Source organism: Cupriavidus sp. 291-E7, assembly GCF_057798835.1.
Genome location: NZ_JBYOJV010000033.1, coordinates 24,043 through 46,650, shown reverse-complemented (window position 1 = coordinate 46,650; position 22,608 = coordinate 24,043). Strand labels below are relative to the sequence as shown.

Genomic DNA, 22,608 nt, shown 5'->3' with positions numbered 1-22,608 from the left:
GGTATTCCCCCCGTAAAGTAAGCGTCGCGGGAAGTAGAATTTTCTATCAGCGGTACCTTAGGAAATTTGCATGAAGACCTCCCGATTCACGGACAGCCAGATCATCGCCATCTTGAAGCAGGCCGAAGCCGGCACACCGGTTCCGGAGCTATGCCGGGAGCACGGCATGAGCAACGCTAGCTTTTACAAATGGCGGGCCAAATATGGCGGCATGGATGCGGCGCTGATGACACGGATGAAGGAATTGGAAGCCGAGAACGCCCGCCTCAAGAAGATGTATGCCGAGGAACGCCTGAAGGCCGATGTCCTGAAGGAAGCCATCGAAAAAAAGTGGTAAGGCCATCTCACCGACGTGAGATGGCCATGCGTGCCGTGCGAGAACGCGCCCTGACGGTCAAGACGGCCTGCGCTGCCTTTGGCGTGAGCGAGACGTGCTATCGGTATCAGGCCAAGAGCTCGACGGAGAATGACGTCATCGCCGATTGGCTGGTCAAGCTGACCCACAACCAGCGCAACTGGGGGTTCGGTCTGTGCTTCCTGTACCTGCGCAACGTCAAAGGCTTTGGCTGGAATCACAAACGCGTCTATCGTATCTACCGGCAGTTGGAGTTGAACCTGCGCATCAAGCCCCGCAAGCGGCTGGTGCGTGAGCAGCCCGAACCGTTGGCGGTGCCATTGACGTTGAATGAAAGCTGGTCGATGGACTTCATGCACGACCAGTTGGCCGACGGCCGCAGCATTCGGCTGTTCAATGTCATCGACGACTTCAACCGGGAAGGCCTGTGCATCGACGTGGACTTCTCGCTGCCATCACCGCGAGTGATCCGCGCTCTGGATCAGGTCATCGAGTGGCGAGGGCCGCCGCAGGCGATTCGGTGTGACAACGGCCCGGAGTATGTCAGCGAAGCATTGAAGAACTGGGCCCGCAAGCGGGGAATCAGGTTGCAGTTCATCCAGCCAGGCAAGCCTCAACAGAACGCCTATATCGAGCGGTACAACCGGACTGTGCGGTATGACTGGCTGGCGCATTACCTGTTCGAGACCGTCGCCGAAGTCCAGGACTACGCGACAAAATGGCTATGGTCTTACAATCACGAACGCCCCAATATGGCGCTCGGTGGCATTACCCCGAAACAACGATCGGCCATCATGGCCTAGCCTCTACTTCCAGCGACCGCTAGAAATGGGGGGAATACCCAGTTCTTTGGCAGCCCCAATCTGGTCGATTACCTGTCCCGTGCCGGTCTGCCCCAGTGGACCCATAGCTTCAACGTCTAAATCAGCGAGTTACGAAATGGCTAAGAACCCCCCTATTGGCGACAACGCTCGACGTGGCGCGGTACGTGACCGGTCGCAAGTCTACAATCCTGTCACCCAGAACTGGACGAAGCGCGATTCGGATACCGGCCGGTTCATGGATCAGAAAAAGGACGGTGATCCGTTCAAAGGAGTTCGAAAAGAACCTCAGAAATGACGGCGGTCGAGCCTTGCGATCCCATCCGCAAAGATTGGGATCGCAACATCTTTCGACAGCTATCCCTAGGGCGGGACCGAGAGCAATTGACACCAGCCCTCGTCCCGCGCCAGCGCAGTCAACGCTGCGCCTGCTGTGCCGACGTCTGTGCCACCCAGCACAGCGTGTTCACCAAGCTCATTTGTTCTGGCGTTTTGCAGCGGATCGACGTCAATTCAGGCGAGGCCACCAGCAATGCTAGGCACTTGGCCCTTGACAGGGCAACGTTCAGACGATTCTTGCTAAACAGGAACTCGATGTTGCGCGGGAGATAGTCTGCGTTGGACGTTGCCATGGAGATGATGACAACCTGCGCTTCCTGCCCCTGAAACTTGTCAACCGTGCCTATTCTGGCGCCAGCCGGCAGACATTGCCGCAGGAGATTGACCTGCATGTTGTAGGGGGCCACCACAAGAATGTTATCCGGCGCAAGTCGGTGCTGCTGCCCCTCCCCGTCCAGAAACTCCTGCTCCAGCAAACTTGCATACAGGTCCCGGATCACGTCGACTTCTTCCTGACTTTCCTGAGCGTTTCCGTCGTGAGTAACCGGAACGAACCTGATGCCAGAAGGCGCAAGGGCTGAGTGCGCTACCTCGTCGAGGATCAGACGTTGGCGCGCCGTCTTCTCGTGCGAAGTCAGTCGACCGTCGTAAATGGCGCCGGAGATGAACTCGCACACATTGGGATGCATTCGATAGGTGGTGTTCAGGAAAATGCCTTGCGCCGCCGGAATGGTCGACAACCCGTCGAGAAGGTACTCAAGTATCGATTGCCCTGAGTTGCCCGGATGCACACCCTTCGTCGGTTGTCCCAATTGCATCTGATCGCCCAACAGGACAATGTTGCGGGCCGAAGTACCCATGCCCACCACGTTGCCGAGCGATACCTGACCGGCCTCATCGACAAACAGATAGTCAAGCTCGCCTTCCAGCTCCTCGCGCGAGAACACCCAGGCGGTGCCGGCAAGCAGTTGCGCACCGCTGCCTGATACCTCCTCATTCTCGAAAACGTCCCTGATTAGTTCGCCTTTTATCCAGCCATCCTCCTGGTCTTTCGAGGACTTCTTGACACCGGAGAATACGAAGCTCTGCTCCGCGGCCGCCGCCTCTACCGCCCGTAGCAGGTTGTTGATCGCATGGTGGCTGTTGGAGGAGACGCCCACGCGCTTGCCGGCCTGTAGGAGCGCAAGGATGACCCGGGAGCCGGTGTAGGTTTTCCCCGCGCCTGGAGGACCTTGAAGAAACAATGTGGTCTCTTGCATGCCCAACACAGCCTCGACCAGCTGCGGCAGGAGGGGGGCTGCCTCGTTGATGAGCGCCCTGCCCTCCGGAATGTTGTGGATCCGGGGCAGACGGCGCCGCAGAAGATCGTCAATTGCGGGAAAGCGACTCGCCGCGTTTGCCTGCGCGTCCTGCAGCGACGCAGCGTAGCGAAATACAGCATCGACAATGACGTCATAGCCCACCGGCCGGTCCGGCCCCAACGCCAGGACATCCGGCGCCTCGCTCTTCGCTCCAAGGGTAAAGGTGAGGCGCCCTTCTCCGTGTAGCACCTGAACGTTTGACAAGCTCCTTGAAGACCGCAAATCCATCGCTTTCGGTCCGCGCAGTTTCGTCTCTTGCGGCGGAAAGCGATAGGTGTACCGGTAGGAAGCCTTGACCTTCTCACGCTCGACGGTCCGGTCCAGTGTTGCACCCCCGATGCATTCGACATCCTCGATCAGCTCTGCCTCGGTCATGTCCATGCGATCGAAGTAGGCCCACCACTCCGGCTTCTGCTCGCGTCGGTGGTAGTCAAGGAGCTGATACGCCAGCAATCGATGCTGATCCTGCTCAGTTCTCTCGTCCTCGCGCTCAGGTATTCCGTCACACATCGTCCGCTCAAACTCCTCGAGCCGGACCTCGATGGGCTTCTTCTCGCCGACCTCCACAGTTGGGGATGCTGCACCACTAGCAGACGCCGCCAAGATGGCCCAAGGCAATGTCTCGGGTCGCAGCTGGCAAAGCCATTGATGCAACTTAAAGGTAGACAGGACGTCATCGCGGTTGTAGTCCGCGATCTCCTGGAGCAGTTTGAGCTCCTTTGTCTCCTTCCATTTTTCATAGTAGAGAATGCTGGCGCCAGCATTCGTCACGTCACCTACCCGCTGGCCCAGATAGAACTTCTCCACGTACTTGATAGAGTAGCTGGGTTCGGAGATCAGCAACGCTTCGCGCACAACCTTGTAGAGATCGACGAGCTTGCCCCTTCGCAGCAGACCATCGACCTCGGCTTCGCGGGTGCCATGCATCGACATCAGCTTCTTCAGGGCCGTCGCCTCATAAGCTGCGTAGTGATAGATATGTGCGCCAGGGTACTTCCGCAGCCGTTCATAGACGAAATCGATGAAACGCTCGAAAGCCAGCCTTTCCTCCGCTCGTGTATGCGCCCAGAATGGAACGAACTCTTCGACCCCATCATCGACGATATACAGCCCGAACAGATACTCGAGACCGCCTTCCTCCAATGGATCGCCTTCCATGTCGAAGTACATGTCCCCAGCACTCGGCATCGGTAACCGCTCAAAGCCACGCAGTCCCTGGTCTACCTTGGGAAGCAATTCGAAGTGTATGCCACCCTCGTTGCGAGCCTTGAGTTGAAGTGCTGCCTGCGCTCGCAGGCGCTCGAGCGTCTTTGGTGCCAGCTTGGGGATCAACACTTGTGCCGGCATCACGGCGAGTTCGGCGAGCGTAGTAACGCCGCTCTCCGAGAGCTTCTTGATTTGTGCCTTCGAGATATTGGCGACGTACGACAGATGGTCATCATCGGACCGCCTACCATCGCACAGATTGATCCACTCACACTGCGAGCATTTTTCGCACGGATCCGGATACGTATTGACCGCCTCACCTTCCGCGATGCGGCGCTCGAAGCGAGCCAGCACATCCCGAAAATACATGAAATAGTCAGCCACACGAAAAGTGACCACATGCCCGCTGCCGAGGACTACCTGCATCGACTGCGGCATAGTTCCCTGTTCTCGGCTTAGGAGCCAGGAATAGAAGCAGAGCTGGATGATGAATTTCCCGCGAGCGGAACGGGCTAGCTTCGTATCCTGAACTTCATAGCTGTACGCGCCAAGCTGCGAAGGCGAATCGACCCTCACGAGAAAGTCTGCGTAGCCCAGGTACTGATCATGCAAAAATGCGGCCTGAAAGATAACGTCCACGCCCTCTTGCACGGCTTTGCGGGTCGCGGCCACCCGCGCTTCCACCGAATCACCCTCCGCATTGACATCAACCCACGACCGGCCCTGGGTGAGTTTCTCAAAATAGGCCTTCTCGTGCGCGAGCCCCTTGTCCTGAATCAACTTCAACTGCGGATCTTCGGGCGCCTTTTCGAGAGGTGTCTCGAGATTCTGAAGGCCAAGTGTCGTGCTGTGTTCGCATTCGAGAAAGGATACGATGTCTGACGCGGAGAACAAGTACGACCCATTTTTCTTTTGCATGCTGTGCCTCAATGTCACACCAGCGGACCACAGCCGCCGAAACACAAGCTCGTCGGAGGCCCGCCGTGCTCAGGGAAGGGATATACCTCGGATACGCTGATAAAGGTCGACAGCGTACGAATCCGTCATACCGGAGACGAAATCGGTCACGCGAATCAGACGCTCATACTCCGACATCGTGTCAAATGGCGCATTGCCTCCTGGCATCAGACTGAGCAGCGTGCGGGCCCGTGAAGGCGGCTTCTTCGGATTCTTCGCCTTGTTTTCAACCGCGCCCACAAACGCCGACAGAAGACCGCTGATGACCTCAAAGCCGCACGCTTCCACCTCGACGACCGGCTTGGCGCAATACACCTGACGTACCGCTACTTCCTTGAACCGCTGAAAATGGTCGGCATGTTTGATTCGTTTGGTCAGTTCTTCATCAAACGCGCCGTTCATTAGTCCGTCATAGTTCTGATTGAACGCCGCAACCGTCGCGTGGATGAGCGCGTTCACCGTCACAGCCCGGAAGTACTCGGCCCGGCGTTCGTCGTCCCCCAACCGGTCGGCGCGTTCAAGGCTTCTGTCATTCAACCAAGGCATATGGAGATCGCGGAGTTCATCGAAACTGACCACCCCCGCGCGGAAGCCATCTTCGATATCCATGATGTGATAGCAGATATCGTCTGCGGCCTCGACAAGGAATGCCAGTGGGTGCCTGTGCCAAGCGAGCCCGTCACCGGACTTCCTTATGAGGCCTAGCTCACCCGCCAGTTCCTCGAACAGCGCCCTCTCGGTTTGCATGAAACCGAACTTCGCACCGGATTTTCCCTGAGCCTGGCTGTCTTCTACGTAGGACTCACGCGGATACTTCGTAAACGAGCCCAGTACTGCGCTCGTCAATTGCATTCCGCCCTTCTGGTCAGGAAACTGCAGCGTCGCCACCGTACGAAACCCTTGCGCGTTACCTTCGAACTTCTGCAGATCGCGAAGCTGAGACCCTGGCGTCAATGGGCCTGCATAGTTGGCCCCTTCCCGGCCCGACTCAAACCATTCTTGGATCGCATCTTCGCCTGAGTGTCCAAAGGGCGGATTGCCAATATCGTGCGCAAGGCAGGCAACGGCGACTACGCTCCCCACGTCCTGGGCCACTACGGAAGCGGCCAAATGCTTGTCGCGTTCGAGGATTGTTTCCGTCACCATCATGCCAAGCGATCGCCCGACACTGGCAACCTCGAGGCTGTGCGTCAGTCTCGTTCGAATGTAGTCACTCTTGGCAAGTGGAAAAACTTGGGTCTTGTCCTGAAGTCTGCGAAAGGCAGAGGAAAAGATGACCCGATCGTAATCCCTTGTGAACTCCGTCCGAGGCAATGGCTCATTGCCTGCAGCCTCCATCCCCCTACCGAGGCGCTTCACAGATAAGAGTTTTGGCCACTCCATTTCTTCCTCCAATCAAGACTACTCCGCAGCATTTGCCCTCGGTCTGCTGTTTCGAACGCCGGGCGTGAATAACGGCAAGGCTGATGAACGATTAATTCCCATGGTATCGCGCATACTTATCCCCGCGCCCCCTCCGAACGGGGGGCGCCCGAATCACAAATACAGGAACAAATTGAACCCGATCGCAATCCCAATCTCTGACACAGAAAGTTCACTGTTTCCCAGGTTGTCACAATGCGGCTTTCAGCGCATTGAAGTCTTGCCACTCGAAGCTAGTTTGCGGGATAAGAGCGTCTTGGTGGCATTGGCCCGGGTACAGACCTTTCGGACCTCGCGCCGCAAATATTTGCACCTTATGGGCGATGATCTACTGAACCGGCTCGACTAGCTCCCGGTCAAGCGGGCAAAAAGCCATGTTTCCGATGGCCGGAGAAGTCGCCTGGTCCATCGCAGGTACTTTGAGTTGTGCGTGTTCAATCAGGTCATGCGTGACCTGAGCTCGGGCATTATTTACGTGGAGGGCAGTGACCGCTTGACTTCTTACCAACCGAACACGCCGAGGCCTCGCGCGCCAATTTCCCATAGGGCGCCCTCTACCCTCTATAACGACCATGGCGCTATGGGCTCCTCAAAAATTTCGCTCGCATCCTACAGCTACCCGCGAAAGATGCACGGCCCGTACTTGAGGATGACGTGGCGTACTGCAAGGAGCATCACTTCGATTTGGAAATGCGGCTCGCCCATATGTTGCCTGATGCCGCACTACGCGCCTACCGTGTTTCCGTGTCGCGGAAGGACGGTGCTATTGAGGAATGGCACGCCCGGGCACATCTGGTTTTGGACTATATTTGCGGCATGACTGACAGCTTCGCACTGAAGACCTTCCAGTTGCTGTCGGGAATCCGCGTAGGCGACGGACAGCGATGAATTTTGACACGCATCCGCTGGTGGTGCTAGAACGCTTGAAACAGCAGTATGGGGACTCGGCGCTCTGCACCTTTGGCGTGTACGAATACGAGCCGCAGAGGCTCGCGGATAAGCGCCGGACATTCAACGTGCCGATAGCCGAGGTAACGCGCCCTTGGGTGCAGTCTACCCTTGACGGGTTGCCGGCGGGTATGGAACTGGCCTCGCATTCCAGCATCGTCCTCGATGGGGAGACCTTTCACATTCCAATGGTCGATTTTGCGACCCAAAGCCGCGCCCAGTTGGCCAAGCTGAACGAGTACCTCGGCCAGAAGATAACTGACTGTGTGTTGTGGTTTGACAGTGGTCGCTCATTCCATGGCTATGGAGCAACCCTCATTTCGGCGACCGAGTGGCGGGAGTTGATGGGACGACTGCTACTCGCCAACAGACCCAACCTTCTTCCGTTGATTGACCCACGATGGGTGGGGCACCGGCTGATTGCTGGCTACTCGGCGCTCCGCTGGAGTTGCAACACGAAGCAATATATTCAGATGCCGCAACTTGTCATGCAGTGACGGCAAGGCGTCCGGTTAGCTATGGTCTAGAGCCTGACGCTCAATCAATGTCTTGGAAGCCTCTAACCCGAGGTCTTCCGCCCAAAAAAGCGTTGCAATAATCACTTTAAATGTGTGCCCGTGCAGGAAATCTGCGTCAAACCGTAACCGTGGGTCAGAGTTCTTGACCACGGGTTGCCGTGGGCAACGACGCGCGAAGACGCTGTTCTTGCCAGTGTCTGTTGCTGGGACCCATCTCGGACCCTCAGGCCCCTGCACGCCAAAGGCTTGCAATAGCTTCGAAAGGAGTGGAGACATTCGAGACTTTGGACGCGAACGCATATCTGCTGACCTTGAGGATGCCGCGCGCATTCACCTATCCCAAACTGGCAATACTTCAGCACTTGCCTAGAAATTCGGGTCCAACAAACCGACTAGGGCGGTTCCTGTAGTCACGCTTATCCGGGGCATACATCACGTATTTTTTTGCCCGTGTCAATCCCACGTAAAACAGTCTCTGAGCTTCAGCAAATTCATCCTCTGTCCTGAGTTGGTAGAACGGAAGACTCCCCTCATTCAGGTCAACCATTGCAACTGCATCAAACTCCTTGCCTTTAGCGGCGTGGAGCGTCAGAAGTTTCACCGCACGTTTTGGTTTGGCAAGAATGCCTATTTCCTCAATGGAGAGCGACTCTGGAGCAATATTATTCTTGCGGACATCGCGCTCCATTTCCGCCACCGATTCCCTAAGCATCTCAACCTCTGGGGCGCGAATGTAGCTCTCGGCCAGGAGCCGGTCGGCAATGCGGGCAACAAGCGAATACAGGAGCTCCATGCCACCGGCAGAATGGTCCCGGACATTGACTGCATCCGCCAGGATTTCGTACACCAACTTCCGACCGTCATAGGTGAAGAGTCGTTGCGGTGTGCGGTTAGATGTCTCCAACACCATATCGTAGAGTGATCGCTCCACGCCAACCAAAGCTTCAAAATCTGGTTCGCACAGGTACCCACAGATCCTCTCCGAGACCGTTGCGAAGAGCCTCTGTCGTCGGTAGGGCCGAGCTCCTGGCCCGAGAACCGGGATGCCTCGGGCTCGGAGCTCTTTTGCGATGGGAATCAATTTAAACCATGAGTTAGCCAGGACTGCTGACTCGCCGAATGGGATACCCAATTCCTCCAGCCGTGGCAGAAAAAAGTCGATTACCGCATGGGTTGGACTTTGGGCAATTACTAGCTCCGTCGAGAGCGCGAGTTCCTTGTATGAACCCTCTGCGGTCATCGGGGGCGTTCTCTGGAAAATGAGGTTGCCATCGGCAATGATTGCAGGGGCGGAACGGAAGTTTGCCGATAGAGCGAACTTACAATGTGCTCCAATGTGTTCGGCAAAGCTTGCTGCAAGAGCCGGTGCGGCGCCCGCGAAGCCGTAAATAGACTGGCAAAGATCTCCGACCAAGAAGAACTTGGTGTGCCCTCGACGGTAAATCTCTTTGAAGATGGCAACCTGCAGGTCGGTTGTGTCCTGGAACTCGTCTACTAGAATCCACGCAAAGCGGGCTGAAAGATGGTCGCAAATTTCCGTGTAAGTCTGGCAGAGCTTCAGAGAACAAGACAATAGGCTCGCGAAGTCGACCTGTCGACGCTCATGCATCAGTCGCCAAAAGTGGGAAGCCTCTCCCGTACTGATGCTGCCCGACAGGATGGGAGGACCGACAATGACCTCTTCTGCATTACGTCGGAGTTGGCTGAATTCATCAATATCTCGCCCAGTAGCGCGTTTCCCAAATGCCGATCGCGTTTCTGCCACAAGCGCTTCGAACTCTTCGCTGTCTTGCGCAATGACCTTGAACCCTTCCCGAAAGAGAGGCAGTCGGTGGGAGTACGGCCGGAAGATGTTGTTGAGACAAAACGAGTGGATCGTCGATATATCCAGGGCCCAAGCATCGCGCACAGCCAACGACCGTCTCACGCGAGTCTCAATCTCATGAACGGCGGCATTTGTGTACGTGATGCAGGCAACTCCTCTTGGCGTCGCTTCGACCTTCTCGAGGCAGCGCCCAAGCTTGGCGGTAATGACTCGGGTCTTTCCTGAGCCGGGACAGGCGGTGAGGAACACCGAGTTCTCGTACTCGACAGCGTCGCGCTGTTCTTTCGTCAGCCTCATGCTTCGGACAACCACTCGACAGCGCCCCGGATATACGGCGGGATGGCGGTTGCGGACGCGATGTTGCGCGCTGCAACTTGCGCGAAGCGCGCCTTGCCGTAGCGCTTCGCGGTGCTGAGTACCTTAGCCCTACATTTCTCGGCAATCTTCTTAGCGTCGTCGCTTCGAGGGTCGAGCGCCGCCCACTCCTGGCGCCAACATCTCAGTTGCCTCGCAACGGTGACCGCTCCAAGCGACGCGGCCGCCAACGCAAACATCTCGAGATTTCCCGGCATCGCGACGGCCCGCTCAAATGTTGTCGCGTTCGCGAATACCCTAACGTACTTGCTTTCGAGTTGAGTAAGATCTGGCGCATCGAAGGGCGCATCCTCCTCGCTGAGGTCTGATTCGGAAGCGTCGGAGGGTGTCAGGTCGCCATCGGCGATGATGGCGCACTTCTTCGGAAGCCCCTGCTTAGAGAACAGCTTTGCGTAAACGTCGAAGTGAACTCCGTAAATCGGCACCACGGTGATTCCCTCCCGGTCCAGATCGCGACTCAGAACCTTCTTCACCAGGGCGGGGATGAGAAGCAGTTCCGCCGGGCCCTCCACCAAAATTACCTTTCTCGCGAAGAGCAACGCCGATTTGGTCGCGTCCAAATAGCGTTCCAAGTCAGCGACATCATCAGCCGAAAGAACGTCGTAGGCGGACGGCACCGATGAGTGAGAGCATCCCGTCCCGACGTTCGTCAATGTTACGAACTTGTTCAGGCCAGCTTGAGCGGTAATGTGCGTGCTATGTGTGGTCAGGATCGACTGGAACGGCAGCGCCTCTAATGCGGCGTAGAGCGAAAGTTGCAGTTGGGGATGAAGATGAGCTTCTGGTTCTTCAAAAAGTATGAGTTGCCCCGCCGAGTTCTCCTGCTGCAGTCTTCGCTTGAAGTACTCGATAAGGATGGCGATGTAGAGCACGTTGTTAACGCCAAGACCATTGGCACCCGGGTCCACATCAGTGACGGCGTCATCCGAGAGAAGGAGTCGGAGCGCCCGGATCACGGATTGAAATGTGGGCTCTGCCAAGCCAACATCAATTGTCATTTCAAACGCGGGGCCCGCGACCTCATTGAACGACGTATCAATGGCACGCGCGAGCTTCTTGATGGTGTCCGACGACGATATCGTGCCGTTCGCCCTCTCTAGCGCGCCGACAAGCGCTTTCTTCTCCACCTCTGTAATGCCAGACGCCTCAATGAGTTTGACGAAGGGAGACAACCGAGGTTGGCGGAGGTCACTCTCCACGTCTCGGAGTGCCGGAAGAAAGACGACCTGGAAAGCCTGGAGATCAGAGAACCGAATCCCAAAACCAACGTCATCGTTCCAGGCTATCTCTGCAAGATCTATGGCGGGATCACCTCCACCCTGCAGTTCCCACTGATAGTCAGAGAGCACCAACTTCCCAAGGGTGGGGTCGCCCACGGAAAAGCGTTCCCGGATGGCAGGTCGCGGCCTGAAACGATAGATCAGGCGAGCGCGATTCGGCTCGACGCTCCAGGCTCCAGCAAGGGCTTCCTCGTTAACCCTCCCTGCGTAATCTGTAATTTCCAGACCAATTAGTACCTCGGCAGGCGTGCCGATATCAAGGGTGGTCGATATGTCTCGCGTTGATAAGCTACGGTACGCCGATGAGAGGTTTGCATCGATGCAGAGACGAATCGCATGAAGGAATGCGGATTTTCCAGTGTTGTTCTCCCCGATGACGCAACTGATATTGTTGTGCAGAGATACATCAAGAAACTGGAAGGTCCTAAAGTTGCGAATTACGACGCGACTGATTTTCACGATGCCCCTCTTTCGGATGTCATGCCGCAATGATAATCCGCACCTGCAAAGATGGCCCGATTCTGCCCTCCAACGCCTGCTCTTTGGCTTCCTATCGAGTTGTGTACAAAGCGTACGCTAGGCGCAGCTGCCCAAAGCCGTGGCCCGCTCCCTTCGTGACTGTCTACGCTGAACTCGGTACTGTTGGCTACCTATCCCTACCTCTTCCGCGGCCGCTCACCTTCCTGAAGAGGCGGTCACTCAAGGCCCCCTGGCTTTCCCCGGCGAAAGTTGTGTTCTATTTTCAGTTTCCCACCGAAGTTGTGTCTTATCCCGGGCGGTCCGACCTGACGAACGAACAGGTTGCCCCAATGCGTCCGCTGAACCGAGATTCCGGCGGATGACCGGCGCAGCCAGCCCAACGGTTATCGGACTTTGGCGGCACGTTGGCAACGCCGACGCCTGTCGAGCGCCTCTGGCGCGCGGCCCGTGTCCCCCGATAGCACACAACTTTAGTTGTATCAGCGTATCGAGTTACGCCCAACGACACGCTGCTATATCGATAACAAACATTATCGATACTAATGTGTTTTCATGGCAAACTAGATGCTAACAATTTGCGCCACACCTCCGAATGGTTCGCTCACGCCCTGCCCCCGACGAAACCCTGTCGTCCGAAAGAGCCGTGCCCCTGCCTGGCGCCGATGCGCTCGCTGCCTTGCGCGCCTGGTACAAGGGAACGCCATCGCGCGCTGCCATCGCCCGCTTTTGGCCCGATGCGTTGACGCCAGGCCGGTCGGCACGCGGCGTGATCGGCGCCCTCCGACGTCAGTTGGCTGAGGCCTCACGTCGACGCCAGCGCGACGACCTAGCTAGGCTCTTCACCTGTGCCGCAGATGGTCGTACCGCGCACGCAACAGCGGTTGCCCGCGCCTTGGAAACGCTGCGTCAACTGGCGCCGGCAACGCCTCAGATCACGGACATGGTCGACGTATGGCTCCCCGCGCGCGCCGCCGCGGCGCTGCAAGCCCACGGGCTGAAGACCCTGGCAGATCTGACCGTGCGCATTCCACGTCGCCGGCGCTGGTGGCTGGCGATCGATGGTTTAGGCCAGCGTAGTGCCCAGGCCATCGAGACATTCTTTGCCGAACATCCCCAGTTGACCGAGCGAGCGCGGGCGCTCGTGACGCGTCCTACAGCCGCAGATGCCGCACGTATCGTGCCGTGGGAACGCATTGCGTTGCCGCTTGCCGTAGACGGCTCACATGGGGTCTTTCGTGCGCCACGGGCGATGTGTTCGCTCACGGCGGACAATGACTACGACGCCATCAATGCCTGGCTCGGGTTGCACGAAGCCGAAGCGACGGCGCGGGCGTATCGCAAGGAGGCCGAGCGATTGCTGCTTTGGGCGATCCTAGAGCGCGGCAAGCCACTGTCGTCGCTGACCGCCGAGGATGCCACGGCCTACCGGTCTTTCTTGCGCGCACCGACGTCTCGATGGGTCGGGCCGGCATGCCCGAGAACGTCACCGGAATGGCGTCCATTCGCCGGCGCGCTCTCGCCGCGTTCAATCGCCTACGCCTTGGGTGTCATTGGTGCGCTTTTCCGCTGGCTGATCGCGCAGCGTTACGTCCTGGCCAACCCCTTCGCCGGGCTGAAAGTGCGCGGTGCCCAGCGTGCCGCGGATCTCGACACGTCCCGCGCTTTCACCGATGGTGAATGGGCGTTGCTTCGTACCCTGGCGGACGGTCTGGAGTGGTCGTACGGCTGGGCGCCGGATGCGGCCACGCGCCTGCGATTTGTGCTCGATTTCGGCTATGCGACCGGACTGCGTGCGGCCGAACTGGTCGGGGTGTCGCTGGGCGGCATCGAGATCGGCGCACGCGGCGAACGCTGGCTGCACTTGGTCGGCAAGGGCGAGCGCCGAGGCAAGGTCGCGCTGCCCTCGCTGGCCAGCCAGGCGCTGGACCAATACCTGGTCTCACGCGGCCTGCCCGTGACGCCGGCGCGCTGGGACCGCCATTGCCCGATCCTGGCACACCTCGAGGACGGCTCGCCGATCAGCACGCCACGCCTGCGCGCCGTGCTGCGGCGCTTCCTCTCGCTTGCCGCCGATTCGATTGAAATGGACCATCCGCCGCTTGCCGAAAAGCTGCGGCGTGCGACCCCTCACTGGCTCCGTCACACGCACGCCACGCATGCACTGGCGCAGGGCGCGTCGCTCACCGCCGTACGCGATAACCTGCGCCATTCGTCCATCACGACCACCTCGCGGTATCTTCACGACGATGACACGCAGCGGGCTGACCAATTGGAGACCGTATTTCGAAGGCGTTAGCGATCGCCCAGCCCCAGCGCCTCTCATGCGAAGTGCGACTGCCGCAGCAACAGGCTGCTCGCACGCGGGTTCCCTATCTCTTAGCGGCAGTTGCTCGATGGATTCCCACGCGGTACGACCGCGTCTATTCCGTGAATGCGATCAGGCACTCATATTTCGTGCAAGACGCCGCTTTCGGGCCGACACGACCATTGGATGCGCTTCAAAATTGGCCAGCAAGTTCGCCTTGGACTTATCTGTCAGCGACGACGCTTCAATCATCGCAGGCCACGCCTTGAGCGCCGCGTTGACGGTCTCCTGGATAGCTGCCGCGGCGGGCTTTTCGACAATATCCAGAATCCGGCAGAAGCTGCGCACAATGTTTGGGCCGAGGCGTTGCTTCGTCTGGCGCCGATCGTCATCGTTGCTCGAGTCTTCGAGCAAATCTGGCGGAACAATGTAAAGCGCATGACCGCTTCGCTTTGAGTACGCGCTGTACCCGACAATGTCGTAGGCCGGCGAAAGCTCGGCGGTCTTACCGTCCCGATAGATCACCCCAATGTTCTTCAGATGCATATCGGGATTCCCCAGAAGTTCGTTCACGGTGATGCGCCGCAGGAGTTCATGAATGGCTGACTCCCCCAGAGACGGCTCGCTCATCATCACTGCGGCGATCTCGAGATAGCTCCCTTCGTACTTCCGTTCTGGTTGTACACCGAGAATCTGGCCAAAATCCTCAACGTGAAAACGCCCATTTGGTGATCGGTCAAAGCGCGTGACGACCAGAAAATTCGTCTTCTTCGTCGCCTCATCCCCGAGGTCATAGCCATGCTCCACCGCCAATAGCTCAAGGGGAGCCAGTTTTGCCTCGCAAACGCTCACTCCCGCCGCCTGAGCGAGACGCAGCGACAGATCTTCCAGCTCCGGAAGCTGAGGATTTCCCACGACGGGAAGCTTTGCAATGATGTGGGTGTCCTGATTCTTGGTGCGGCCAACGTATCGACCGTTCTGCTCCAGGACACCGACTTTGGGCTGAACGCCACTGACCGAGACACCTTCGACCATCGGTTCTTCGATGACCGACATTTCCAAACTGTCGTTGTCTTGCGTCACCAGGTGGGTGACCTCGTTCTTCGACAGTTCGACAGGTGCCGCATAGACGTTACCAGGCAAGTCGCGTCCCGTGGCCGCAAGCATCTCGAAATGGTCGGTCGGTTCGCACCCCCGAATTTCTGCAATGCGATCCCGGAAAACACCTTCCGGCAGCAGTCCTTGGAAGAAGGCGGGAAGCAACCAGCTTTGCGACTTGACGGAGTAGGCACCGTTGAAGACTTCGTCCGTAACACTGGCCCAGACTGCTTTTTGCTCTTCCGGCGTCTCGGCTTCCATCGACAGGGAGAGCGTCGGGGCGGAAGGTCCGAGATTGGCAAACGCGTCGTCGGCAACGAAGCGGATGATCGGTTGGGTGTCCCCGTATTTGAAAAGCAGCCCGACTCGCTGCGTACCCAAGAAAATACCAAGGGTTCTAAGTTTCATCGTTGGGTCTTCTTTTGTGTACCAGCGACATCGGCGGTACTACGTTCACGCTCTTGAGCCTCACGCAGACGGCGCAACGCGCCGCTGACGCGTGTCGGAGCACGAGCGGGCGCTGGCAAGGTGTCAGCGAAAAGTGATGATGCCTCCTTCGGCACGAGCTTTAGCTCGAGCCCGAGGCGGTCGGCGACGGCCAGCAGGGTGGAAACCTTATAGTCTTGCGCGCCAGTAAGCACGTGGTTCAGCGTACGATAGGTGACCCCTGCGTCGCTCGCCAACTTAAGCTTTCCATACTCTCGCTGGGCTTCCCACTGGTAAAGTAGATTGGAGATCTCTTTAACTGACTTCATACATTACTAAAGTATCACTATCGCTCGTCATACTACTTTAGTAGTTGTCAGCTGATGGAGTCAAGGTTTGACGATACCAAAGTATCTTTTCACACAACAATGTTACTTTAGTATCTTATTTTGGCGCTAGACGGGCACCCAATCTTCTGGCGCACTCACTCCCCACCCCCCTTTCTGAAACTTTTCGAGCGGGACCCATCCGCCGTACGGACGGCCGTTTGTTCGTGCATGCCCATTGCAAAGGTAGTCGATGGAGATTCGCCGTTGGCATTGGCCGGCTAGGACTGCCGTTCGCCACGGCGCACTCGTAGAAGCGAAGTGACTCCCATGCAATCGTTCACCGATCAGAACCGGTGGTTAACTCGAACATGCGCCGACTGCGCCGACACATGGCCCGTATTGATGACGGCATCCAGCCCCAGCGACATGGTTGTCGTCTTCGACGCCAACAGGCTCACGCTGGCGCCGGTGGTCAGGAACGACCGCGGCAGGTTCGTGCCCGGGGCCGCAAACGTTGTGCCGTCCAGGCTTTGCACTTGGACAACGCGGCTGCCGCTCAGTACCTCATGCGCGTAACCGCCGATGCTCTACCGGTCCACGCCAGCACCGAATCTGGATGACCAATTTGGGCTGCGGTTCGGACGTTCGATTCAGCGACTTGGACTTCGCTAGGTGGCCGAACACGGTCCGATAGTGAGCCGGCGTCCTCGACCGTCGTTGTTCCAAACTGCATCGGGCTGAGGTCGACCCACTCCGGTCAGACAATCTTCTCCGAACCAGTCGGTCAGCCAATCCGGGTTTTGCGAATTGGAGTGCCAACAAGCGGCCGTTGGCGACCTCACCCGATCGGCCACAAGGCGACACTGAGGTGCCCCATGCGAATGACTGTTATGGGAGCGATAGCGCTCAATGAACGCGCTAGGCTTGCCGTCGTGAAAAATGAGAAACCGTTATGGAGAAGGAGCAGCACCCAGGCGAAACTCCGCTAGCGAGATCGCTTTATTGAAGAAGTGATCCTGATTTGGCATGGCCTAGTATCCGAGATTTGGGCCATATGGACGCGCCCTCAGCTCACAGTAAACCCTCGAGACTTGGCAATGTTCCATCGACAGCAAGCTGCGCGCTTGCAATCTTATCTGTCTTCGCGTTCACGATGTCTGAGTAGGAAGCTAGGTCGGGATGCGTGCAAGGGTCATGCAACTAGAACACATCGACCCGCGCAGTTTGGAATTGCTTGATAGACTTGGGAATGCCTCCAGGCTTGGGGATACGCACGTAGGTTGGGCTGCGGCGACCTTCTATTCCCGTGTCGATTGCGCTCGTCGCTCCGCCTTCGACACGAGAAGATGAGCGATTGGTTCATCGGTGGGTGGCATCGATCGGACTCGACGACTCCGCCTACGGGACGCATTCGATTCGGCGAACGAAGGTCTCTTTGAATAGCGGCGCGTGGTCGAGACAGTCGGCGCCGCGCTTGTCTGATGCTGCTCCCTGCACCCGAGCGCGGCAGATGACGTCATGGCAGGGGCGACCCATGTGTTGACTGATGTGCCTGTGGGTCTGACGGAGAAAGTGCGCACAGATACAGGCCTGCACCGGCTAGAAGCAAGCATGCTGCGCGCGGCGCCGCCTTTAGCCCGCGCGTCAAGATGCTGCGCACAGACGGCTCTCGACCAATCGACCGGAACATCGGCCCCGCTGGAGGCTCACGATGTTTTGGCGGCGTCACGATCCACGCCCAGGCATCCGGCGCACTAAACTATCCGTGCAGCTATACCCTGGCGAACCCCGCTATCGTCTTGACACCCGAATGACCATCAGGACATGAGCACTGGGCTTGTTCGCCCCGGTGCGGTCGCCACACTTCAGGATGTCGCGTTGGCGTCCGCATGCCGGTATCCGGCGTGGTGCGCCCAGCGGGGTCTCATGCCCGCTTTGGCTCAATTTTCTCGAGTACGTGATACAGCTCGTCTTCCTGCGCGCAATGCAGACGGACGAGCGCTTCAAGGGCGTACAAGGAGCGCTGTATATGCCGCACGGCCTCGCTGCCCGGACCATCTATCGGCACCGCGGCGATGGCTTTGTCCAGTCCCGATGTCAGTCGAAATATCTCGCGGTGCATGCCACTCATCGCTGCCATCGGGTCCTCCCCGCCGAGCAACTGCGCGACATCCGGGTAGAGGTGAAGATCGTCCTTGCGTTCGTGCGGCACCAGCACCTCGCTCAGAGACCGGTTCAGCGCGCGCAACTCGGAGCGCGCCGTCTCGCCGCTCAAAGTCGGCAAGGTGTCGGCCACCACGCGAATCCTGTCCATGATTGGCTCCAGCAACGCATGCTCCGCCCTCAGATGGCCCACAACTTCGGGGGCCAACGTCGCTTTTCGCTCCTGGCGCGCGGGTACTGCGGCGCGTAGCGCCATCAGGATGGCCAACACATCGATCGCCTCCTGAAGAATCGCGCCTTCCAGGGGCGGCAACACACCAAGGCCCGCCGCGACCATCGCGCCCAGGGAAAGCACCATGCCCAATACCGCGCTCTGCTCGGCGATCCGCAGCGTGCGACGTGCGATCCGCACCCCGTCAGCCAGATGATCCAGGCGGTCCACCAGCAGCACCACGTCCGCCACCTCCGAAGCCGAGGCCGCGCCGCGAGCGCCCATCGCGACGCCAACATCAGCGGCGGCCAGAGCAGGCGCATCGTTGACACCGTCTCCCACCATAATGACCAGCCCATCCTGCCGGGCGGCCCGAATCCGCTCGAGTTTCTGGGTCGGCGATTGTGTCGCATAGACCTCCTCAACACCTAGCATTGCCCCCAGGGCTTCCGCCAGATCCTGCCGGTCCCCTGTCAGCATGGCCTGTCGCGCAAATCCCTCGCGCCGCAAAAGCCGCAATGCACGAGGGGTCTCAGCCCGTATAGCATCCGCCAGTGCCAGGATGCCAACCAGTTGACCATCGACGGCCACGAACACCGCCGACATGCCGCCCATGCGGATACTCTGGTCTATCGCGCCGGCCCAGAGCGGCAGACTGGCATCACCGACCACATAGGCGCTGGAACCCATCCTGACCAAACGACCGTCGACAATCCCCTCGACACCTGCGCCCGCCTGCTCTTTCACACCTGCTGGCGTGGCAAGCGCCATGCCACGCTCGCGCGCTGTCGTCATCAGCGCATCGGAGATAACATGCGACGATCCCTGACCTAGCGATGCAGCAAGGCCCAGCAGCGTCTCGGTCGACTCGCCCGGCGCGCTAGCCATCTCGGCAAGCCGCGCGGCACCGCGGGTAAGTGTGCCGAGAACAGGATGCTGGCGCGCGCCAGGCGTTCCATCGCGCCGCCGCCCTTCACCAGTACGCCGTGGCTTGCGCAACGCGACAATCCGGACACCACGGCAACCGGTACACCCAGAATCAGCGGACACGGCGTGGCCACGACCAGTACGGCCAGCACGCGCAAGGCGTCTCCGCTCCATAGCCAACTGGCACCCGCGACGGCCAGCGCCACAACGATGAAGAATAAGGCATAACGATCGGCCAGGCGCGTCAGCGGGCTGCGTTCGGCCTGTGCCGCCGCGACCATACGCAGAATTCCGGCAAACGTACTCTCCGACGCCGTGGCACGCGCAACCATTTCCAGCACGGACCCGACGTTCAGCACACCGCTGCAAACGGCTTCCCCAGCAGCCCGCCGCTGGATTGTGGCCTCTCCCGTCAGGGCAGATTCATCAAGATCGCCAGCGCAGGCCAACACACCGTCGACGGGCAGCACCTCGCCATGCCGCACCAGAAGCCGATCGCCTGGGCGAACCTCATTCACGCCCACGGACACCCAGTTGCCTTGTTCCTGTCGGATAGCCTGGCGAGGAGCATGCCGGAGCAATGCGGTCATCTCACGCTGCGCCCGGAACTGCGCGTAGTCTTCCAGCGCACGGCCACTGGCCAGCATCAGCGAGATAACGGCCGCCACGAGGAATTCGCCGAGAGTCAGCGCAACGACCACCGACGCCAGGGCCAGCAGATCCACACCGGTTTCCTTGCGAAACACGGCCTTGGCGCTCGTGACGGTGAGCGCGATGACGTTGGGCAACGTCCCGAGCAGCCAGACGCCGTCGGCGACGGTATCCCCGAACCACGCCCGCGCGACAAATCCACCAGCAAGCGTGACGGCCGAAAACACTGTTCCGGCGCTATTGACCATTCTGGCACCCGACATCCTGATCGTGCCCCCAGTGCATGACAGCTCGCGCCTTCCTCAGCGCACACCATGCCTGGCTCACGCGCTAACAGCGACGGCGGGACGTTTTCCCTCTTCAAGATACATGGTGCGTGCCAACGCGCCAACGATTGTGTCTGCCATCCGCATCATGAGATTAACGCTACGAATCATTCGCATTTCGTCTCACACCTTCGCTGGACTTGCGGATCAACTAGACTGGCCTCCGTGCACATAATCTGAAATAGACCATGCGCTGGCTGCGCGCCGCCAGCCGGCCGTCCGCGAGGGCTGCGCACGGCGTGCTAGTGTGACAACAAGACCGGCGTCGTCATCGTGCGCAGCAGGGTGCGAGTGGCGCCGCCAAGCACGACTTCACGCATTCTCGCGTGACCATACGCGCCCATTACAAGCAGATCCGCATCCGAATCCGCAAGGCGGGACAGCAGCAGTTCGCCTGCCTCGGCATCGTTGTCCAGCATCGACTCCGAAAGGGTTGCATGAATGCCATGATCATGCAGCCACGCGACGGCATACTGGCCTGGCGAGCACCACGGATCTTCCCAACGATCCGGCGCCACGCATTGCACGATCTCGACGGAAGTGGCGCGCGCCAGAATCGGCAGGGCGTCCCGAATGGCACGCGCCGCCTCGCCCCTGCCATTCCACGCCACCACCACCCGCTGCCCTATCGTTGGGAACGACCCCGTGTGCGGCACCACCAGGACCGGCCGTCCGCAGCGCAGGATAATCTCGTCGACCGCCTGGTGATCGCCAGACGCCATCCGGTCGGTGGGATCGGTCTGTCCCAATACGATCAAGTCGGCCAGCCGAGACGCCACAAGAACGGCCGACTGACTGCCCGACTCCGATTCACGCCATTCCGTCGTAATACCTACTCCGGAAGTCGCGCCCTCAAACGCGGTCCTTGCCGCCCTGCACGCCTGATCGTGCCAGGTGTTGAAAGACGCGAGATAGCGATCGCCATCTATCAGGCCCCGAATGTCATTGGGATCGGGCCGGGCGGTAGCGAACAAGCCAATGAGCCGTGCCCCATTGGCCAGAGCCAGTTGCGTGGAAAGGTGCACACGTTGATGCAGGTGTCGGCTGCCATCCAAGTGTACGAGGATCGTGGCGAAGTCCATGACGAAACACTCCTTCCAGGCTCCAGGCCTGCTGCCCGCACTGTATATGCCGGCAACCGCCACCACTTGCGATACGTCAAGCCAACACGTTCAGTGCCCGCAAAGTCTCACACGACGAGGCCCTGCATCCGAGGGCAGCGGGCCATTGATCTTTATCAACGGGACGGGATGCACACCACCTAGCATGACATCGTCTTTCCCAATTTTTCAGGAGACGATGAAATGGCCGAAACAGAGAGCAAATTGCCTGTCACAAAGGACCCACAGGAAATGATGCAGCCCTGGATGCCGCACGCGTGGCACCCGTTGGAAGGACTGCGTCGCGAGGTTGATCGTCTGTTCCAGAACTTCGATCGGGACTTCAAGCTGACCTCGTTCCCCCGGCTGACGCAGGGCCTCGCATCCGCCATGCCCGACATGGGGTTGATGTTCTCGGCTGGTCCCGCCGTCGATTTCGTAGAAACCGACAAAGGCTACGAAATCACGATGGAACTGCCGGGCCTTGATGAGAAGAGCATCGAAGTGAAGTTGTCAAACGGAGGGCTCGTCGTCAAAGGGGAGAAGCGTGTCGAGAGGGAGGAAAAGAACAAGGACTATTTCCTCCATGAGCGCCACTACGGCTCCTTCGAGCGCGCATTCCGCATGCCCGAGGGCGTCGACGTCGAGCAAATTGACGCGGCGTTCAAGAACGGCGTATTGACGGTGACCCTGCCGAAGACGGCCGAAGCCCAGAAGCCGGAGAAGAAGATCGCAATCAAGTCCGTATAACGCTTCTTGTTCGGGCCGGGCGCCACTTCTGCCAACGACGCCCGCCTTCTGGTGACAGACAGTTGTTCTGTCCCGGCGCATCGCGCGTCGTTCGTGCTGACGGCGGCGAAAAGCGATTTACCCATGCCGAATAACGGGGGATCCCATGATTAAGCATCAAGCTACCGCAGAACAAATCCGTCGCGAGATACTGCGTCGGCTGCAAGATAATGCCGATCTCGGGGAGACATGCTGGGGATGCCAGATTCCTCTTCCCAAGCGGACAATGACGGCCGGACAAGCCTGCAACTGGGTGATCGACGCCTTCCCCGGAGTCAATGCGCCCTGCCTTGCACTGGTCGAGGCCGTCACGCGCGAAGTAATGCGGGAATACGATCTCGAATAGCGGAAATCAGTCCAAAACCGTTTCTATTTGCTTTCCAACGCCCCCTTGCA

Annotated in this window: 13 protein-coding genes and 2 pseudogenes; 6 read left to right on the top strand and 9 right to left on the bottom strand. The window is 58.9% G+C overall.

All coding sequences use genetic code 11. The features are described from left to right. Positions 1-70 precede the first annotated feature (70 nt). A protein-coding gene (locus tag AC3FLX_RS31685) for an IS3 family transposase (RefSeq protein ID WP_488696234.1) occupies positions 71-1,158 on the top strand; the annotation gives its coding sequence in 2 pieces (ribosomal slippage) (positions 71-323 and positions 323-1,158; 1,089 coding nt in all). A gap of 434 nt (positions 1,159-1,592) precedes the next feature. Here AC3FLX_RS31685 and AC3FLX_RS31680 read toward each other — a convergent pair. Then, on the bottom strand, positions 1,593-5,000 hold the full coding sequence (locus AC3FLX_RS31680) for a TM0106 family RecB-like putative nuclease (protein ID WP_488701279.1): 3,408 nt from the start codon (positions 4,998-5,000) through the stop codon (positions 1,593-1,595). 69 nt (positions 5,001-5,069) lie between these two features. Continuing rightward, positions 5,070-6,434 (bottom strand): deoxyguanosinetriphosphate triphosphohydrolase, encoded by a 1,365-nt coding sequence (locus tag AC3FLX_RS31675; protein WP_488701277.1) that lies wholly within the window; start codon positions 6,432-6,434, stop codon positions 5,070-5,072. A 681-nt stretch (positions 6,435-7,115) separates the two neighbouring features. Here AC3FLX_RS31675 and AC3FLX_RS31670 point away from each other — a divergent pair. Continuing rightward, positions 7,116-7,349 (top strand): hypothetical protein, encoded by a 234-nt coding sequence (locus tag AC3FLX_RS31670; protein ID WP_488701276.1) that lies wholly within the window; start codon positions 7,116-7,118, stop codon positions 7,347-7,349. After that, positions 7,346-7,906 carry a primase 1D-like protein gene (locus tag AC3FLX_RS31665; RefSeq protein WP_488701275.1) on the top strand — a complete coding sequence of 187 codons (561 nt, stop codon included), beginning with the start codon at positions 7,346-7,348 and terminating at the stop codon, positions 7,904-7,906. Before AC3FLX_RS31670 ends, AC3FLX_RS31665 begins: the two co-directional genes overlap by 4 nt. Before the next feature lie 376 nt (positions 7,907-8,282). On the opposite strand, the gene AC3FLX_RS31660 is transcribed toward AC3FLX_RS31665, so the two are convergent. Both AC3FLX_RS31660 and AC3FLX_RS31655 read right to left on the bottom strand, forming a co-directional pair. Further along, positions 8,283-10,049, bottom strand: a complete 1,767-nt coding sequence (locus tag AC3FLX_RS31660; protein WP_488701274.1) for a UvrD-helicase domain-containing protein — start codon at positions 10,047-10,049, stop codon at positions 8,283-8,285. Continuing rightward, positions 10,046-11,866 (bottom strand): ATP-dependent nuclease, encoded by a 1,821-nt coding sequence (locus AC3FLX_RS31655; protein ID WP_488701272.1) that lies wholly within the window; start codon positions 11,864-11,866, stop codon positions 10,046-10,048. Before AC3FLX_RS31655 ends, AC3FLX_RS31660 begins: the two co-directional genes overlap by 4 nt. 613 nt (positions 11,867-12,479) lie before the next feature. Between AC3FLX_RS31655 and AC3FLX_RS31650 the strand changes: the two genes are divergently transcribed. Continuing rightward, a complete protein-coding gene (locus AC3FLX_RS31650) occupies positions 12,480-14,183 on the top strand; it encodes a site-specific integrase (RefSeq protein WP_488701271.1) in 1,704 nt (567 codons plus the stop codon). 141 nt (positions 14,184-14,324) lie between these two features. Here AC3FLX_RS31650 and AC3FLX_RS31645 read toward each other — a convergent pair whose 3' ends face one another. From AC3FLX_RS31645 to AC3FLX_RS31625, 5 genes and pseudogenes are all read right to left on the bottom strand, one after another. After that, positions 14,325-15,698 (bottom strand): type II toxin-antitoxin system HipA family toxin, encoded by a 1,374-nt coding sequence (locus AC3FLX_RS31645; RefSeq protein WP_488701270.1) that lies wholly within the window; start codon positions 15,696-15,698, stop codon positions 14,325-14,327. Continuing rightward, positions 15,695-16,045, bottom strand: coding sequence for a helix-turn-helix domain-containing protein (locus AC3FLX_RS31640; protein WP_488701269.1), 351 nt, complete (start codon positions 16,043-16,045; stop codon positions 15,695-15,697). The genes AC3FLX_RS31645 and AC3FLX_RS31640 overlap by 4 nt, the downstream gene beginning before the upstream one ends. 344 nt (positions 16,046-16,389) lie before the next feature. Further along, positions 16,390-16,623: pseudogene (locus tag AC3FLX_RS31635) on the bottom strand (hypothetical protein); the annotation flags it as partial. 1,346 nt (positions 16,624-17,969) lie between these two features. Beyond that, a pseudogene (locus tag AC3FLX_RS31630) lies at positions 17,970-20,260 on the bottom strand (heavy metal translocating P-type ATPase). Between the two features lie 305 nt (positions 20,261-20,565). Next, positions 20,566-21,405: a universal stress protein gene (locus AC3FLX_RS31625; protein ID WP_488701268.1), complete on the bottom strand. Its 840-nt coding sequence runs from the start codon at positions 21,403-21,405 to the stop codon at positions 20,566-20,568. A 222-nt stretch (positions 21,406-21,627) separates the two neighbouring features. Between AC3FLX_RS31625 and AC3FLX_RS31620 the strand changes: the two genes are divergently transcribed. Together AC3FLX_RS31620 and AC3FLX_RS31615 are read left to right on the top strand one after the other, a co-directional pair. Continuing rightward, positions 21,628-22,173: an Hsp20/alpha crystallin family protein gene (locus tag AC3FLX_RS31620; RefSeq protein WP_488701267.1), complete on the top strand. Its 546-nt coding sequence runs from the start codon at positions 21,628-21,630 to the stop codon at positions 22,171-22,173. 145 nt (positions 22,174-22,318) lie between these two features. Next, positions 22,319-22,558, top strand: a complete 240-nt coding sequence (locus tag AC3FLX_RS31615) for a hypothetical protein (RefSeq protein ID WP_488701266.1) — start codon at positions 22,319-22,321, stop codon at positions 22,556-22,558. Positions 22,559-22,608 lie beyond the last annotated feature (50 nt).